Raw genomic sequence first — 15,688 nt, forward strand, 5'->3', positions numbered from 1 at the left:
GGCTTCGGTGCCGGGCGCGACGGCGGCTGCGGCGCCGGCGCCTTGCCGGCCAATTCGGCTTCGAGCCGGGCGACGGCGGCATCGAGCGCATCGGTTTCGCGGGCGAGATCGGCCGCCGGCACCGGCGGCTGCAAATTCTGTAATTGACCCAGCAAGGCCTTGCGGGCCCGGTCATAGACCGCCCGGCGCGTTTCCGGCGTCGAATTCGGCAGGCCGGCAACGGCCTTGGCGAGCAAGGGATAATATTCAGCCATCGGTGTTCAGGTCGTCTTTCGAAGTCCGCGAAGCGAGGCGTAGCGATCGTCTGTGGCGCAAATTGCGCCAACCTGCGCACCTAACACAAATTTCTAGCGATCCTGAAACGGATTATGAACCAGAATCGTGTCCTCGCGCTCCGGGCTCGTCGAAAGCAAGGCCACCGGCGCCTCGATCAGCTCCTCGATACGGCGGACATATTTGATGGCCTGCGCCGGCAGTTGGGCCCAAGAGCGTGCCCCGGCGGTCGTCTCCTTCCAGCCCGGAATCGATTCGTAGATCGGCTCGAGCCGCTGCTGAATCGTCTGGGCGGCCGGCATCCGCTCGATGACGGCCCCGTCGAGACGATAGCCGACGCAGACCTTGATCTCGTCCATGCCATCGAGGATATCGAGCTTGGTCAGGGCGATGCCATCGATGCCGCAGGTCTTGACCGCCTGGCGGACGAGCACCGCGTCGAACCAGCCGCAACGCCGCCGCCGGCCGGTGTTGACGCCATATTCATGGCCGCGATCGCCGAGCAATTGGCCGATCTCGTCGTTGAGCTCGGTCGGAAACGGGCCGCCGCCGACGCGCGTCGTATAGGCCTTGGCGATGCCGAGCACATAGCCGATCGCCTTGGCGCCGAGCCCCGAGCCCGTCGCCGCATTGGCCGCGACCGTGTTCGACGAGGTGACGAACGGATAGGTGCCGTGATCGACATCGAGCATTGCGCCCTGCGCGCCTTCGAACAGGATGCGGCGCCCGTCGCGGCGATAGGTTTCGAGCAGGTCCCAGGTCGCATCCATGAACGGCAGGATTTTCGCCGCAACCGAGAGAAGCTCGTCGCGCAATGCGGCGGCCGAGATCGGCGCCATGCCGAGGCCGGCGCGCAATGGGATGTGATGCGCCAACAGACGCGCGATCTTGTCATCGAGCGTGTCGGGATCGGCGAGATCCATCAGCCGCAGCGCGCGGCGGCCGACTTTATCCTCATAAGCCGGACCGATGCCGCGCTTGGTCGTACCGATCTTCACGCCTTCGGTAATGGCCGATTCGCGGAAGGCGTCGAGATCGCGGTGCAGCGACAGGATCAGCGTGACGTTCTCGGCGATCTTCAGGTTGTTGGGCGAGATTTCGACGCCCTGAGACTCGAGCTTGGCGATCTCGGCGACGAGATGGTGCGGATCGAGCACGACGCCGTTGCCGATGACGGAAAGTTTCCCCGGCCGCACGATCCCCGAGGGCAGAAGCGCGAGCTTATAAGTCTGATTGCCGATGACGAGTGTATGGCCGGCGTTATGGCCGCCTTGAAAGCGCACCACGACGTCCGCTTCGAGCGACAGCCAATCGACGATCTTGCCCTTGCCTTCGTCGCCCCATTGGGCGCCGACCACCACCACATTCGCCATCGCGCGCGGAATTCTCCTGAAAGCTCAAACGAAAAACCCCGGCGCAACCTGCAACGGCAGCACCGGGGCTCATTGCGCCGACCCCATACACGAGGCCGCCTGCCGAGTAAAGGCGGGCCGTGGTTTCGCCGCGGAGGGCGTGCCCGCACCGCGTTATGAAAAAGCCATGTGCGCCATCGATACGAAGAGAAGAACTGGAGCCGCAATCATGATCCCAGACCAGCGCCCCGACCCGCGGGCTGGAAAAAGCGTCGCCGCCATGGGTCTCGCCGCGCTCGGCGTCGTCTTCGGCGATATCGGCACGAGCCCGCTCTATACGTTGAAGACCGTCCTCGACGTCACCGGCGGCTCGAGCCAGCATACCGTGCTCGGGGTCCTGTCGCTTCTCGTCTGGACGCTCATCATCGTCACCTCGATCAAATATGTTTCCTTCGCCATGCGCATCGATAACGACGGCGAAGGCGGCATATTGGCGCTGATGTCGCTGCTCGGCATCAAGCGCCAGCATCGTCCGTTCATCATCGCGATCGGCCTTGCCGGCGCGGCGCTGATCTACGGCGACGGCGCCATCACCCCGGCGATTTCGGTCCTGTCGGCCCTCGAAGGGCTGCAAATCGCGGCGCCCCATCTGCACGATTTCATCCTGCCGCTGACGGTTGTGATCCTCATTGCGCTTTTCGCTGCGCAGCCGCTCGGCACGGCCAAGATCGGCCGCGCCTTCGGCCCGGTGATGCTCATCTGGTTCGTCTCCATCGCAGTGCTTGGCCTTGCGGGTCTGATGCGCCATCCCGGCGTGCTCGTCGCCTTGAGCCCGACTTATGCGGCGAGCTTTCTCGTTCACGGCGGCTGGGTCTCGTTTCTGGTGCTCGGCGCGGTTTTTCTCTGCGTGACCGGCGCCGAAGCGCTTTATGCCGACATGGGCCATTTCGGCGCCGGCCCGATCCGCATCGCGTGGTCGGCCGTCGTCTTTCCAAGTCTCATCCTGAATTATGCCGGACAGGCCGCGCTCGTTGCCTCCGGCACGCCGACCAAGGACAATATTTTCTATCAACTCTGCCCGTCGCAATTGCTGATGCCGTTCATCGTGCTCGCGACACTTGCCACCATCATCGCCAGCCAATCGATCATCTCCGGCGCGTTTTCGATGACCAAGCAGGCGATCAACCTCGGCTGGCTGCCGCGGCTCAAGATCACCCAGACCTCGAAGGAAGGCGCCGGCCAAATCTATGTCGGTACGGTGAACTGGATTTTGATGGCGGCGACGATCGGCCTCGCCCTCGCCTTCAAGAAGTCGGACAATCTCGCGTCCGCCTATGGAATCGCGGTCTCCGCCACGATGTTGATGACGACGTTTCTGCTCTTCATCGCGATGCGCGAAGTCTGGGGCTGGAGCCTTGCCGCGGCCGGTGCCGTGGCCGGCTGCTTCTTCATCGTCGATGCCAGTTTCTTCCTGGCCAACATGACGAAAATCGCCGACGGCGGCTATGTGCCGATCGCCCTCGCCGCTCTGGTCTATGGCGTGATGCAGCTGTGGCACAGGGGCATGACGGCGCTCGCGGCGCGGACGACCGCGGCTTCGATTCCCGTCTCCGACTTTTGCGCCGACTTGCAAAGAAATAATATCATCCGCGTACCCGGCACGGCGATATTCCTGACGCGGTCGCGGACCGCAACGCCGCCGATCATCGTCTGGTATGTGCGCGCCATGCGCAGCCTGCACGCCCAAATCGTCGCCATTTCCATCGTCATGGAATCGAGGCCCTATGTGAGCAGCGCCGAGCGCGTCGCGATCGAAGAACTCGGCCCTGGCTTCTGGCGCGTGACCGCCCATTACGGCTTCATGCAGAGACCCAACATGACGGGCTTGACGAAGGCCATCCACGACAAGGACCCGCGGATCGATATTTCCGACGTCGTCTATTACATCGGCACCGAAACCGTGGTGCCGAGCAAAGACCGCAAGACCGCCATGCCGCGCTGGCAGGAGGCGATCTTCGCGGCGATGGAGCGCAACGCCGCGCATCTCGGCGATTTTCTGCAGCTTCCGCCCGAGCAGGTGATCGAAATCGGCCGGCAAATTCCGATTTGATTCGATCGCCGACGTCTAATGCGCGGCGGCCGTCTTCGCCGCTTGCGATAGGTCGAGGGACGGCGAGGCCGCAGTGCGCATGTCGTCGAGCATATGCCGCCGCTTCGCCAGGAAATAGAAACCCGACGCATAAAGGTGCAAGGCGCGCGCTTCGTTGCCGTGGGCGAGGCGATAGGCATTGGCGAGATAAGGCACGCCGTAGGTCAGATTGACCTCGGGATCGAGCAAACCGCGCGGCGTACCGCGATAGCCCATGCCGCGCGCGGTGACATAGGTGATCTGCATCAATCCGTAGAAACGATGATTGAAGGCGGCGGCGTTATAGCCGCTCTCCTTCGCGATCAGCCGCCGCAGCAGATGTTCCGGCACGCCATGTTGGCGCGCATAATGCGCGATCAGCGGATCGAGCGCCGCATGCTGGTCCGCTGCCGCCGCCGGCGCGCTGAGGAGCGCCGCGCTCGCCGCAAGCAAAGCCGATCGGGGCCATTGCCTAGTCATCGCCGCAGCTTGACCCAAAGATTGGGGCCGTAGCGCGGCAGCGCGAGCGGAGCGGGGATCTAGAGCGTCGGACGTTCAAATTGAATCGCTCGGCGCTTTTAAGTCTTTCTCATCACATCGGATTTGTCCGAAAACCGCTTCGCACTTTTCGGTCCGATGCTCTAAAGCTGCCGCTCGACCATGAGATCCTTGATCTCGGCGATCGCCTTGGCCGGGTTGAGACCCTTCGGACAAGCCTTGGCGCAATTCATGATCGTATGGCAACGGTAGAGCCGGAACGGATCCTCGACATTGTCGAGCCGTGCGCCCGTCGCCTCGTCGCGCGAATCGCTGATCCAGCGATAGGCCTGCAACAGGACGGCGGGGCCGAGATAACGGTCGCTGTTCCACCAATAGCTCGGGCACGAGGTCGAGCAGCAGGCGCAGAGAATGCACTCGTAAAGGCCGTCGAGCTTGGCGCGGTCGGACGGCGATTGACGCCATTCCTTCTCCGGCGCCGGCGTGATCGTCTGCAGCCAGGGCTGCACCGAGGCGTGCTGCGCGTAGAAATTGGTGAGATCCGGCACGAGGTCCTTGACGACGCTCATGTGCGGCAGCGGATAGATGGCGATGGCGCCGCTCACCTCGGCCATCGACTTGGTGCAGGCGAGCGTGTTGGTGCCGTCGATGTTCATCGCGCAGGAGCCGCAGACGCCCTCGCGGCACGAACGGCGGAAGGTCAGCGTCGGATCGATCTTGTTCTTGATCCAGATGATCGCATCGAGAATCATCGGCCCGCAATCGTCGGTATTGACGAAATAGGTATCGACGCGCGGATTGAGCCCGTCGTCCGGATTCCAACGATAGACGTGGAACTCGCGCAGATTGGCCGCGCCCTCGGGCTTCGGCCAAGTCTTGCCCTTGCCGATCGTCGAATTCTTGGGGAGGGTGAGTTGGACCATAATACGCCTCTACTTCAATCGCTCAATAGACCCGCGCCTTCGGCTCGATATAGGCGATCTCGTTGGTCATCGTGTAGCTGTGCACCGGCCTATAATCGAGGCTGACGCTGCGTTTCTCCGGATCGATCGCGGCGAGTGTGTGCTTCATCCAGTTCTGGTCGTCGCGCTCGGGATAATCCTCGCGCGCATGGGCGCCGCGCGATTCCGTCCTGTTGGCGGCGCCATCCATCGTGACGACGGCTTGGACGATGAGATTGTCGAATTCCAAAGTCTCGACGAGATCGGAATTCCAAATCAGCGAACGATCGGTGACGCGGATGTCGTCGCGCGCCGCCCAGACCTCGTGAATGAGCTTCGAGCCCTCGCTCAAGGTCGCGCCGGTGCGATAGACGGCGCAATTGTCCTGCATGACTTTCTGCATGCGAAGCCGCAGATCCGCCGTCGGCGTACTGCCGCTGGCGTAACGGAAGCGGTCGAGCCGCGTCAGCGCATGATCGGCGGAGTCCGGCGCGAGATCGGGCTGTTTGGCGCCGGCCACGACGACTTGCGCCGCGCGCTTCGCCGCCGAACGGCCGAAGACGATGAGGTCGATCAGCGAATTCGAGCCGAGCCGGTTGGCGCCATGCACCGAGACGCAGGCGGCCTCGCCGATCGCCATCAAGCCCGGCACGACGACATCGGGATCGCCGCCCTGCTTGACGACGACTTCGCTGTGAAAATTCGTCGGGATGCCGCCCATGTTGTAATGGACCGTCGGCAGCACCGGGATCGGCTCCTTGGTGAGATCGACGCCGGCGAAAATCCGCGCGCTTTCGGAAATGCCGGGCAGCCGCTCGTGCAGCACCTTGGGATCGAGATGATCGAGGTGCAGATAGATATGATCCTTGTGGCGGCCGACGCCGCGGCCCTCGCGGATTTCCATCGTCATGGCGCGCGAGACCATGTCGCGCGGCGCCAGGTCCTTCACCGACGGAGCATAGCGCTCCATGAAGCGTTCGCCCTCGGCATTCGTCAGATAACCGCCTTCGCCGCGAGCGCCCTCGGTAATGAGGCAGCCGGCGCCGTAGATGCCGGTCGGGTGGAATTGCACGAATTCCATGTCCTGCAACGGCAGACCGGCGCGCAGCACCATGGCATTGCCGTCGCCGGTGCAGGTATGCGCCGAGGTGGCGGAGAAATAGGCGCGGCCGTAGCCGCCGGTCGCCAGCATCACGAGCTGCGAGCGGAAACGGTGGATCGTACCGTCATCGAGCTTGAGACAGACGACGCCGCGGCAGCGGCCATTTTCCATGATGAGGTCGATGGCGAAATATTCGATGAAGAACTCGGCTGAATGGCGCAGCGCCTGGCCGTAGAGCGTGTGCAGCAGCGCATGGCCGGTGCGGTCCGCCGCGGCGCAGGTGCGCTGCGCCGGCGGGCCTTTGCCGAAGTCCGTCGTCATGCCGCCGAAGGGTCGCTGATAAATGCGTCCGTCTTCGGTGCGCGAAAACGGCACGCCCCAATGTTCGAGCTCATAGACCGCGTCAGGCGCGTTGCGGCAAAGATATTCGATCGAATCCTGATCGCCGAGCCAGTCCGACCCCTTGACGGTGTCGTACATGTGCCATTTCCAATTGTCCGGCCCCATATTGGCAAGCGCGGCGGCGACGCCGCCCTGCGCCGCGACGGTGTGCGAGCGCGTCGGAAACACTTTGCTGATCGCGGCGGTGCGCAGGCCCGCCTCCGAGCAGCCGACGATGGCGCGCAAGCCGGCGCCGCCGGCGCCGACGACGACGACGTCGAAATCATGATCAACGATCGGATAGGCTCGCCCGTTGATGCCGGGCGCCGTGCTGGAGCCTGCAGCCACCATTCCTTCCTACCTTCTCCGGCGCCTGCCGGTTCAATTCAAGAGAGGCTCAGCTTGAGCACCGCGAAGATCGCCGTCACGCCGAAGCCGATCGAGAACAATAAATTGCCGATCATGGCCCATTCTTTGACGCGCGGCGCGTGAACGTAATCATCGAGAATCGACTGCATGCCGACCCGCATGTGGACGATGCTGGCGAGGACAAAGAGCAAGAGAAAGATCGCCGTGCAGGGATGCGCAAATTCGGCGCGCACGCCTGCCTCGCTCTTGCCGATCAGGCGCAGCACGATCCAGATGAAGGCGATGGCGAGCGGCACCAGGGCGACGGTCGTCACCCGCATCCGCCAGAGATCGCCGGTGCCGGTCTTGGCGGCGCCGAGGAAGCTCACCTTGCTGGCGGGGCTGCGGATCGAAAAGGGATCGTGGCTCATGTCGGTCTCGTGATGGCGCGGCCTAAGCCAAATGCGCGGCAATGAAAAGGATGAGCGTCGTCGCGACGCTCGCGGCGAGTGTGCCGATGGCGAGATATTCGCGCCAGTCTTTGTCGAAGCCGTAGCCGGCGTCCCAGATGAGATGGCGGATGCCGCCGAAGAAATGATGCAGCAGCGCGAAGGTGAACGCAAAAAGGACGAGCTGGCCGACGAACGAGCCGAAAAACCAGGATGCAAAGCCGAACGCCGCGCCCCCCGTCGCCGCGGCGAGGAGATACCAGACCAGCAGCACGGTGCCGAGATAGAGCGCGCCGCCGGTGATGCGATGGGCGATCGACATCATCATGGTCAGCATCGGCCGATAGACCGTCAGATGCGGCGACAGCGGCCGGCGCATCTCCAAAGTCTGGCCCTGGTTCACCTCGATTTCGGCCATCGACCCTCCCCCTACCCCGCCTTCTCGGCGCGACTTCTGTGCAACGGTCGCCGACTTTCGGCGAACCGGTGCGGCGCCTTTCGGCTTATACGGGGCTTGCGCCGCGGCGCAAGGGGCCAAATCCGCGCAAGCGATCGCGCGGGGGTAATTGAAAATAAGGATGATTCGCGCCATCTTAGAAATGCGCATTTGTGGCATGCGCGCAGGAGGATCGAACCGCTGGTTTCGACAATCATCCGCGAAACGGTAGCACTACCGTTTCCCCCGGCTCCGGAATTATCTCATTCCCAGGCCGGCGTGTTGGTGCAGACTGTGCTGGGGTGTCTTCAGGATGCCAAAGCAGAGGATGTCGTCTGCATCGATCTCAAGGGCAAGACCGCACTCGCCGATACCATGATCATCGCGTCCGGCCGCTCCAACACCCATGTTGGCGCGACAGCGGAGCGCGTGATCAAGGCGCTCAAGGAATTGGGCGTCGCGGCGCCGCGCGTCGAAGGACTGGCTCATTGCGACTGGGTGCTGGTGGACGCCGGCGATGCCATCGTCCATCTGTTCCGGCCGGAAGTGCGCCAATTCTATAACCTGGAAAAGATGTGGGGGCGCGACCGGCCGAGCGAACGCCAGGCCGGCTAGCTGCCGCAAGTCATTCCGGTCTCGCTGCGCGGCCCGCGCCGCGCAGGGGCGGATTTTTCGCTTCGCGTATCCGTCCAAACGGCGTTGGACCGAAAAAGTCTTGGCGGTTTTCCTTGGCGGTTTTCCTTGGCGGTTTTCCTTGGCAGTTTTCGGTCCGATGCGATTTAAGGCGACGCGATGCGCTTGCTTTTGCTCTGCGTCGGGCGCGCCAAGCCGGGCCCCGAGCGCGACCTCGTCGAACGCTACATCGGCCGCGCCGCGGCGGCGGGCCGCAGCCTTGGTTTTTCCGCGATCGAACTCCGCGAGATCGACGAAAGCCGCGCCCGCCGCGCGCAGGATCGGAAATTGGAAGAAGCCAAGGCGATCCGCGCGGCATTGGGCGGGGCGGCGCAAATCTTTGCCTGCGACGAGACGGGCAAGAATATCTCGAGCGCCGATTTCGCCGCACAGCTTGGCGGCGCCCGCGACAGCGGCGTCGCGACGCTCGGACTTGTGATCGGCGGCGCCGACGGGCTCGACCCTGGCTTTCGCGCCGAGGCACGCCTCGCGATCGCCTTCGGCGCCATGACTTGGCCGCATCAATTGGCACGCGTTCTGGCGGCGGAGCAGCTCTATCGCGCCATGACCATCCTCGCCGGCCACCCCTATCATCGGATTTAACCATTCGCGCCGGCGGCCGGATGACGCCATACTTCGGCCATCGCCGCTTCGCCAAGCTGTGATTCGTGACGCAACCGGACCCGTCGATGGGCGTGCCTAGACATATCCCACGCCTCGCGCCGCCTGGCTTAGCCCTCGCCTTGCTGGCCGCGCCGCTCGCGGCGCAGACGCCGCCGCCGCAGCCGCCGCCCGCGATCACCGATCGCGAAAAGGCGATTTCGGCACATCGGACCGAATTGCAGGGGGTCGAGGATACGCTCGGCGCCTCGGATGCGCAGCGCCAGAAGATCGAGGCCGAAGTCGAAAATCTGCGCGGCGACCGCGCCCGCCTGTCGGCGGCGCTCATCGAAACCACGCAGCATATTCAGGACAACGAAACCAAGGTTGGCGACGCGGAAACGCGGCTCGTTGACCTCAAAGGCCGCGAGGACGCCATCCGCCGCTCGCTCGCCAGCCGCCGCGACGTCATTGCCGAAGTCCTTGCTTCGTTGCAGCGGATGGGACGCACGCCGCCGCCGGCGCTGCTGGTTTCGCCCGAAGACATGCTGCAGGCGATCCGGACTTCGATGATGCTCGGCGCGGTCGTGCCGGAAATGCGCGCCGAGACCGAGGCTCTGGCGAACGACCTTGCCGCGCTCGTGCAATTGCGGCAAGCCGTCACGGCCGAAAAAGCGCAATTGGCACGCGAGGATGCCGATCTCGAACAGCAACGCCAAAAGCTCGCGGCGCTGATCGCGGCGCGGCAGGCCTCGCTCGGGATGGCCGAACAGGCCCTCAGCGCCGAGCAGCGGCGCGCCGCCGACCTCGCGCGGCAGGCGACGAGCATGAAAGACCTGATTGCCAAGATGGAAGCGGACCTCGCCGGGGCCAAGCGCGCCGCAGAGGAAGCGGCAAAAGCCGAGGCGGCGCGCAAACTTGCGGAAGCCGTCGCGCCTCCAGTTCAAAAAAACGACATTTCGCCGTTCAAGAACCCCGGCCGCCTTGCTCCTGCCATGGCCTTCGCCGATACGAAGGGCCTGTTGCCGCTACCGGCAGCCGGAACGATTCTGCGCTCCTATGGCGCGCCGGATGGCGTCGGCGGTACGGAAAAGGGATTGCTGCTGGCAACGCAGCGCGACGCTGTCGTGGCCGCGCCTTATGATGGCTGGGTCGCCTTCTCGGGACCCTACCGGAGCTTTGGACAAGTCTTGATCATCAATGCCGGCGGAGGCTATTATATGGTCTTGGCCGGAATGAAGAGAATAAACGTAGAGGCAGGACAGTTCGTCCTCGCCGGTGAGCCCGTCGCGAATATGGGCGACGGCTCGGTCAAGACCGCTGCGGCAATGGCCATTGGCGCGGCTGAGCCTATCCTCTATGTGGAATTTCGAAAAGACGGGGCGGCGATCGATCCGGGCCCATGGTGGGCAAAGCCGGACATGCAAAGGGTTCGCGGATAATGCGCAAAATTACACTTTTATTGTGTGGCGCCGCGATGGGCGCGGCGACAGCCTTGGTGGGAACGCAGACTTTTCTCTTTCCGGCCCCGACGCCGGCCAGGGCCGCCGCGGCGGACACCTACCGCAGCCTGAATCTGTTCGGCGACGTCTTCGAGAAAATCCGCACCGATTATGTCGAACGGCCAAACGACCAGAAGCTGGTCGAAGCGGCGATCAACGGCATGCTGTCCTCGCTCGATCCGCATTCGAGCTACATGGACGCCAAGGCCTTCAACGACATGCAAGTGCAGACCCGCGGTGAATTCGGCGGGCTCGGCATCGAGGTCACGCAGGAGAACGGCTTCATCAAGGTCGTCACGCCGATCGACGACACGCCGGCCTCCCGCGCCGGCATCCTCTCCGGCGACATTATCGCGGCGATCGACGGCGCAGCGGTCGACGGCATGACGCTGAACCAGGCCGTCGACAAAATGCGCGGCGAGCCGAACACGACCGTCACGCTGAAGATCTTGCGCGGACCGAAGCGCGATGCGCGCGATGTCAAGCTGACCCGCGCCGTGATCGAAATCAAATCCGTCCGCTCGAAGAAAGAAGGCGATGATATCGGCTATATCCGGATCACCCAGTTCAACGAGCAGACGGCCGACGGCGTCCGGGATGCGCTCTTGAAATTCCAGAGCGAGATCCCCGACGACAAAATGAAGGGCTATATTCTCGACTTGCGCAACAATCCCGGCGGTTTGCTCGATCAGTCGATCGCCGTGGTCAATGCCTTCGTCGATCACGGCGAGATCGTCTCGACGCGCGGCCGCAACGCCGACGAGACGATGCGCTACAATGCCCGGCCGGGCGATCTTTCGCGCGGCAAGCCGCTCGTCGTGCTGATCAACGGCGGCTCGGCCTCGGCCTCGGAGATCGTTGCCGGCGCGCTGCAGGACCATAAGCGCGCGACCATCATCGGCACGCGTTCGTTCGGCAAAGGCTCGGTGCAGACGATCATTCCGCTCGGCGCCGACAATGGCGCGCTGCGGCTCACCACGGCGCGTTATTACACGCCGTCGGGCCGCTCGATCCAGGCGCAGGGCATCGAGCCGGATATCGTCGTGCTGGAAGATGTGCCGGCCGATCTCAAGGGCCGGGACGACACCAAGGGCGAAGCCTCGCTCAAGGGCCATCTGCTCAACGGCACGCATGAGGAGCACGGCTCGCAGGCCTATGTGCCGCCGGACGAAAAGAGCGACAAGCAGCTCATCGCCGCGGAAGACTTGCTGCGCGGGGTGAAGCGCGCCGATGCCGCGCCGTCGGCGACGCCTTCGAGCGATAGCGCCGCTCCGGCGAAGCCGGCCAATCCGGCGCCGGCTGCGAAGCCTGCGGCAACGCCCGATCCGGGTGCCGGCAAGACCCCGTAAGCGCCGCAGCCATTTAAACGAAACGATCCCCGCAATCGCCCGATTGCGGGGATTTTTGTTTGCCGCGCCGCGGTTTTGGCTTGGTCGGCACCTGTGTATGATCCCAGGTCGTGATTCGCGATGGCGGAAACGGGCAGATGATGCCGGACGACGACCTCCACAAGCCGCTCGGCCTCGACCGGAAGGCGCCGCCGCGCTGGGGGCTTTCGTCGCTTGCCTGGCCGGCTATCCTCGCCGCCGCCGCTCTAGCCGGCTTTACGGTCTGGCATGGCGTGCCGACCGCAGCGCCGGACGAATCGCAGGCGACGGCAGCGATCGGACAGGAAGCGCCCGCCGCTGCGCCGCCATCTGTGCCGCCGGCCAAACCGGCCCTGCAAGCGCGACCATCCGAGCTTGTGCAAAGTGCCGCCGAGGTCGAAATGGAAAGCGGCGTCAAGGTCATCCGCGGCAATGGCGGCACCGCGCCGGACGCGATGATCATCGAGGTGCCGCAGGCGCACAGCCTCGCGCTGGCGGCAGCGCCCGATCCGCGCCTTGTTGAAATGTGCCGCTATGGCGCCTTGCCGCGTATCGGCGCCGATGGGGCGCGGCCGGCCGATGTCTATGCGCGGCCGGCCGAGGTGAACGCTGCGCTCAAGGCCGATGCGCCGCGCATCGCGATCGTTGTCGGCGGCCTTGGTCTCAGCCGCCGTATGACCGATACGGCGATCGCCGATTTGCCCGCCGCCGTGACCTTCGCCTTCGCGCCCTATGGCCGCGAGCTCATCGCAAATGTCGCCGCGGCGCGCGCCAACGGCCACGAAGTGATTCTGCAGGCGCCGATGGAGCCGATCGATTACCCGCAGACCGATCCCGGTCCGCATGTCCTGCTTTCCGGCGCCACCCTCGCCCAAAACACCGACAATCTGCATTGGCTGATGAGCCGGTTTCCCGGCTATATCGGCATTGCCAATTTTCTCGGCGCGAAATTCACCGCCGATCTTGCCAGCTTCGCGCCGGTCTTGCAGGAAATCGGTGAGCGCGGCCTGATCTATCTCGACGACGGCACCTCGCCGCAAAGCTTGGCATTGACGCTTGCCGCGCAGGATAACGTTCCAGCCGCCAAAGCCGATCTGGTACTTGACGCGACGCCCGATGGGATCGACGCTGCGCTCATCAGACTTGAAGCCATCGCCCGCGACAAGGGCCTCGCCATCGCAATGGCTAGCGCTTTGCCGGATAGTCTGGCGAAGATCAGCCGCTTCGCCCGCGTTGCGCAGTCGCGCGGTCTGGCGCTTATCCCGCTGAGCGCCGCGATCGGCAAGGACACACCGAGCCTCGTCGATCGCGGTCAGTAAAGGTGCCATGAACGAATCGTTAAGCTACCGGCCCTGCGTCGGCATCATGCTTCTCAATCGCGACGGCCTCGTCTTCATCGGCCGCCGCCGGCATCGCCGCCAGGAACATTTCGAATTTGACTGGCAGATGCCGCAGGGCGGCATCGACCCGGGCGAGGAAGCCTATGATGCGGCCCGGCGCGAGCTTTTCGAGGAGACCAATGTTTCCTCGACGCGCCTGCTTGCCGAGGCGCCCGACTGGCTTTGCTACGATCTGCCGGTCGACGCGGCCAAAGCGTCATGGAGGGGCCGCTATCGCGGCCAGCGGCAGAAATGGTTCGCGCTGCGTTTCGAAGGCGAGGATTCGGAAATCGACATCGAAGTCCCGGGCGGCGACGCGCATCCCGAGTTCGACGCCTGGCGCTGGGAACGCATGGAGCGTTTGCCAGGGCTGATCGTTCCGTTCAAACGCGACGTCTATGAGAATGTGGTGAAGGCGTTCGGCCACCTCGCCCGGTAGCCGCAGCCTACCGACGGGCGCCTATTTCGCGATCACCACGCCCTTCGGCGCATTTTCGTGGAAATCGTCGAAGAAATCATATTTGCCCGGCGCCAGCGGATGCACCTCGACGCTGATCGTATGCCCGGCGGCCACGACCTTTTCCTTGTGCAGCCTGTGGCTCTCGAACTCGGAGGCGGTCTTACCGGTGTTGCGGACGATGATCTTGAAACGCGTATTGGCCGGCACTTCGAGCCGCAGCGGCGTAATCGTGCCGTCGTGGAACTCGATGCTCGGCGCACCATCGGCCGCGGCGGCCGGGGCGGCGGCCGCGAATGCAAAGGCCAGCGCGGCGAGGATGCCGTAAGCCGAGGCGCCGTGCGCCGGAAGGAAGGCATTCATTTTCATCATGTCGATCCGTTTTCTTGGGAAGAGGCGGAAGATGCCGCATTCTGAGCGTCAGATTGACGCCAAAAGCAAGCTCGGTCGAAGAGAATAGAAATGTTCTAACGCCCTGTTTAGAAGAGTTTTTAGGTAGCGCGCCAGCGCGATTCGTTTCCAAGGAATGATCAACCCGCCATGGAATGGTCGCCGCAACAAGATGCGGCGCTGAAAGCGGTCAGCTTTTGGCTGAAGCGCGGCACGCCGCAAGTCTTTCGTCTCTTCGGCTATGCCGGCAGCGGCAAGACCACGCTCGCCCGCGCCGTTGCCGACAATATGGAGGGCGACGTGATGTTCGGCGCCTTCACTGGCAAGGCGGCTCTCGTCATGCGCTCGAAGGGCTGCCGCGACGCGCGCACCATCCACAGCATGATCTACCGTGCGCGCGACACCGATACCGAAGAACCGTCCTTCGTGCTGAACGAGGACGGCCCGGCGAGCAAGGCCGAGCTCATCATTATCGACGAATGTTCGATGGTCGATGAGGCGCTCGGCCGCGATCTCTTATCTTTCGGCAAGCCGGTGCTCGTACTCGGCGATCCGGCACAATTGCCGCCGATCAAGGGCGGCGGCTTCTTCACCGAAGCCTCGCCCGATGCCATGCTGACCGAGGTGCACCGCCAGGCGGCCGACAATCCGATCATCCGCCTTTCGATGCTGATCCGCGATGGCGGCCGTCTCGCGCCGGGACGGTATGGTTCGAGCCGCATCGTCTCGCGCGATCTCATCGACGCGGAACAAGTCAAAGCCGCCGACCAAGTGCTCGTCGGCTTGAATCGCACGCGCCGCGCTTATAATCGCCGGCTGCGGGAATTGCTCGGCCGCGCCGGCGATCTGCCGGAGGCGGGCGATAAGCTTGTCTGCCTGAAGAACGACCGCAAGAAGGGCCTGCTCAACGGCTCGCTCTGGACCGTGCAAACCGCGGGCACGGTTCGGCGCAAGAAAATCCGCATGACCGTCGTCCCGGAAGAGGACAGTGCCCATAAACCGCTGCGCATCGGCGTCCTGCCCGAGTTTTTTACCAGCGAAGAGGAGATCCCCTATTCGCTGCGCCGCGAGTCCGACGAGTTCGACTACGGCTACGCGCTGACCGTCCATAAAGCGCAGGGCTCGCAATGGGACAAGATCGTGCTGTTCGACGAGAGCGGCGCCTTTCGCGAGCATCGCGACCGCTGGCTCTACACCGGTATCACCCGCGCGGCGGAGAGTTTGACGATCGTGCTATAAGTTCTCGATCGCATCCGATGATCCGAAAACCGCTTCGCACTTTTCGGTCCGATGCTTTCGTTTTCCAATCGCATCCGATGATCCGAAAACCGCTTCGCACTTTTCGGTCCGATGCTCTCGTTTTCCAATCGCATCCGATGATCCGAAAACCGCTTCGCACTTTTCGGTCCGATG

General features: G+C 63.8%; 15 protein-coding genes and 1 pseudogene. 8 read left to right on the forward strand and 8 right to left on the reverse strand.

The features are described 5' to 3' along the window. A pseudogene (locus Q0025_RS13460) lies at positions 1-254 on the reverse strand (histidine kinase); the annotation flags it as partial. A 93-nt stretch (positions 255-347) separates the two neighbouring features. After that, a complete protein-coding gene (locus Q0025_RS13465) occupies positions 348-1,646 on the reverse strand; it encodes an adenylosuccinate synthase (protein WP_297299986.1) in 1,299 nt (432 codons plus the stop codon). Between the two features lie 208 nt (positions 1,647-1,854). Here Q0025_RS13465 and Q0025_RS13470 point away from each other — a divergent pair, with 208 nt between their 5' ends. After that, positions 1,855-3,735: a potassium transporter Kup gene (locus Q0025_RS13470; RefSeq protein WP_297299988.1), complete on the forward strand. Its 1,881-nt coding sequence runs from the start codon at positions 1,855-1,857 to the stop codon at positions 3,733-3,735. Positions 3,736-3,750: 15 nt separating this feature from the next. On the opposite strand, the gene Q0025_RS13475 is transcribed toward Q0025_RS13470, so the two are convergent. The 5 genes from Q0025_RS13475 to sdhC all read right to left on the reverse strand — a co-directional run bounded on the left by Q0025_RS13475 (position 3,751) and on the right by sdhC (position 7,890). Then, entirely contained in the window at positions 3,751-4,233 is a 483-nt protein-coding gene (locus tag Q0025_RS13475; RefSeq protein ID WP_297299990.1) for a transglycosylase SLT domain-containing protein, read from the reverse strand. Positions 4,234-4,394: 161 nt separating this feature from the next. Further along, complete coding sequence (locus Q0025_RS13480; protein ID WP_297299992.1) at positions 4,395-5,174, reverse strand: succinate dehydrogenase iron-sulfur subunit; 780 nt, start codon at positions 5,172-5,174, stop codon at positions 4,395-4,397. A 22-nt stretch (positions 5,175-5,196) separates the two neighbouring features. Next, positions 5,197-7,026: a succinate dehydrogenase flavoprotein subunit gene (gene sdhA, locus Q0025_RS13485; protein ID WP_297299993.1), complete on the reverse strand. Its 1,830-nt coding sequence runs from the start codon at positions 7,024-7,026 to the stop codon at positions 5,197-5,199. Between the two features lie 35 nt (positions 7,027-7,061). Further along, positions 7,062-7,454, reverse strand: coding sequence for a succinate dehydrogenase, hydrophobic membrane anchor protein (gene sdhD / locus Q0025_RS13490; RefSeq protein WP_297299995.1), 393 nt, complete (start codon positions 7,452-7,454; stop codon positions 7,062-7,064). A 22-nt stretch (positions 7,455-7,476) separates the two neighbouring features. Beyond that, positions 7,477-7,890: a succinate dehydrogenase, cytochrome b556 subunit gene (sdhC, locus tag Q0025_RS13495; RefSeq protein ID WP_297299998.1), complete on the reverse strand. Its 414-nt coding sequence runs from the start codon at positions 7,888-7,890 to the stop codon at positions 7,477-7,479. 297 nt (positions 7,891-8,187) lie between these two features. Between sdhC and rsfS the strand changes: the two genes are divergently transcribed. The 6 genes from rsfS to Q0025_RS13525 all read left to right on the forward strand — a co-directional run bounded on the left by rsfS (position 8,188) and on the right by Q0025_RS13525 (position 13,867). Next, positions 8,188-8,523, forward strand: coding sequence for a ribosome silencing factor (gene rsfS / locus Q0025_RS13500; RefSeq protein ID WP_297300010.1), 336 nt, complete (start codon positions 8,188-8,190; stop codon positions 8,521-8,523). A 177-nt stretch (positions 8,524-8,700) separates the two neighbouring features. After that, positions 8,701-9,183, forward strand: coding sequence for a 23S rRNA (pseudouridine(1915)-N(3))-methyltransferase RlmH (rlmH, locus tag Q0025_RS13505; RefSeq protein WP_297300000.1), 483 nt, complete (start codon positions 8,701-8,703; stop codon positions 9,181-9,183). Between the two features lie 65 nt (positions 9,184-9,248). Further along, positions 9,249-10,622, forward strand: a complete 1,374-nt coding sequence (locus Q0025_RS13510) for a peptidoglycan DD-metalloendopeptidase family protein (protein WP_297300002.1) — start codon at positions 9,249-9,251, stop codon at positions 10,620-10,622. Then, positions 10,619-12,031: a S41 family peptidase gene (locus Q0025_RS13515; protein WP_297300011.1), complete on the forward strand. Its 1,413-nt coding sequence runs from the start codon at positions 10,619-10,621 to the stop codon at positions 12,029-12,031. Before Q0025_RS13510 ends, Q0025_RS13515 begins: the two co-directional genes overlap by 4 nt. 140 nt (positions 12,032-12,171) lie before the next feature. After that, positions 12,172-13,368, forward strand: coding sequence for a divergent polysaccharide deacetylase family protein (locus Q0025_RS13520; protein ID WP_297300003.1), 1,197 nt, complete (start codon positions 12,172-12,174; stop codon positions 13,366-13,368). A gap of 7 nt (positions 13,369-13,375) precedes the next feature. Beyond that, the gene (locus Q0025_RS13525) at positions 13,376-13,867 is read left to right on the forward strand and encodes an RNA pyrophosphohydrolase (protein WP_297300005.1); all 492 of its coding nucleotides are present in this window, start codon (positions 13,376-13,378) and stop codon (positions 13,865-13,867) included. Between the two features lie 21 nt (positions 13,868-13,888). On the opposite strand, the gene Q0025_RS13530 is transcribed toward Q0025_RS13525, so the two are convergent. Then, entirely contained in the window at positions 13,889-14,254 is a 366-nt protein-coding gene (locus Q0025_RS13530; RefSeq protein ID WP_297300006.1) for a cupredoxin domain-containing protein, read from the reverse strand. 171 nt (positions 14,255-14,425) lie between these two features. Between Q0025_RS13530 and Q0025_RS13535 the strand changes: the two genes are divergently transcribed. Continuing rightward, positions 14,426-15,514 (forward strand): AAA family ATPase, encoded by a 1,089-nt coding sequence (locus Q0025_RS13535; RefSeq protein WP_297300008.1) that lies wholly within the window; start codon positions 14,426-14,428, stop codon positions 15,512-15,514. Positions 15,515-15,688: the final 174 nt, after the last annotated feature.

This window comes from uncultured Methylovirgula sp. (assembly GCF_947646745.1).
Classification (GTDB): domain Bacteria; phylum Pseudomonadota; class Alphaproteobacteria; order Rhizobiales; family Beijerinckiaceae; genus Methylovirgula.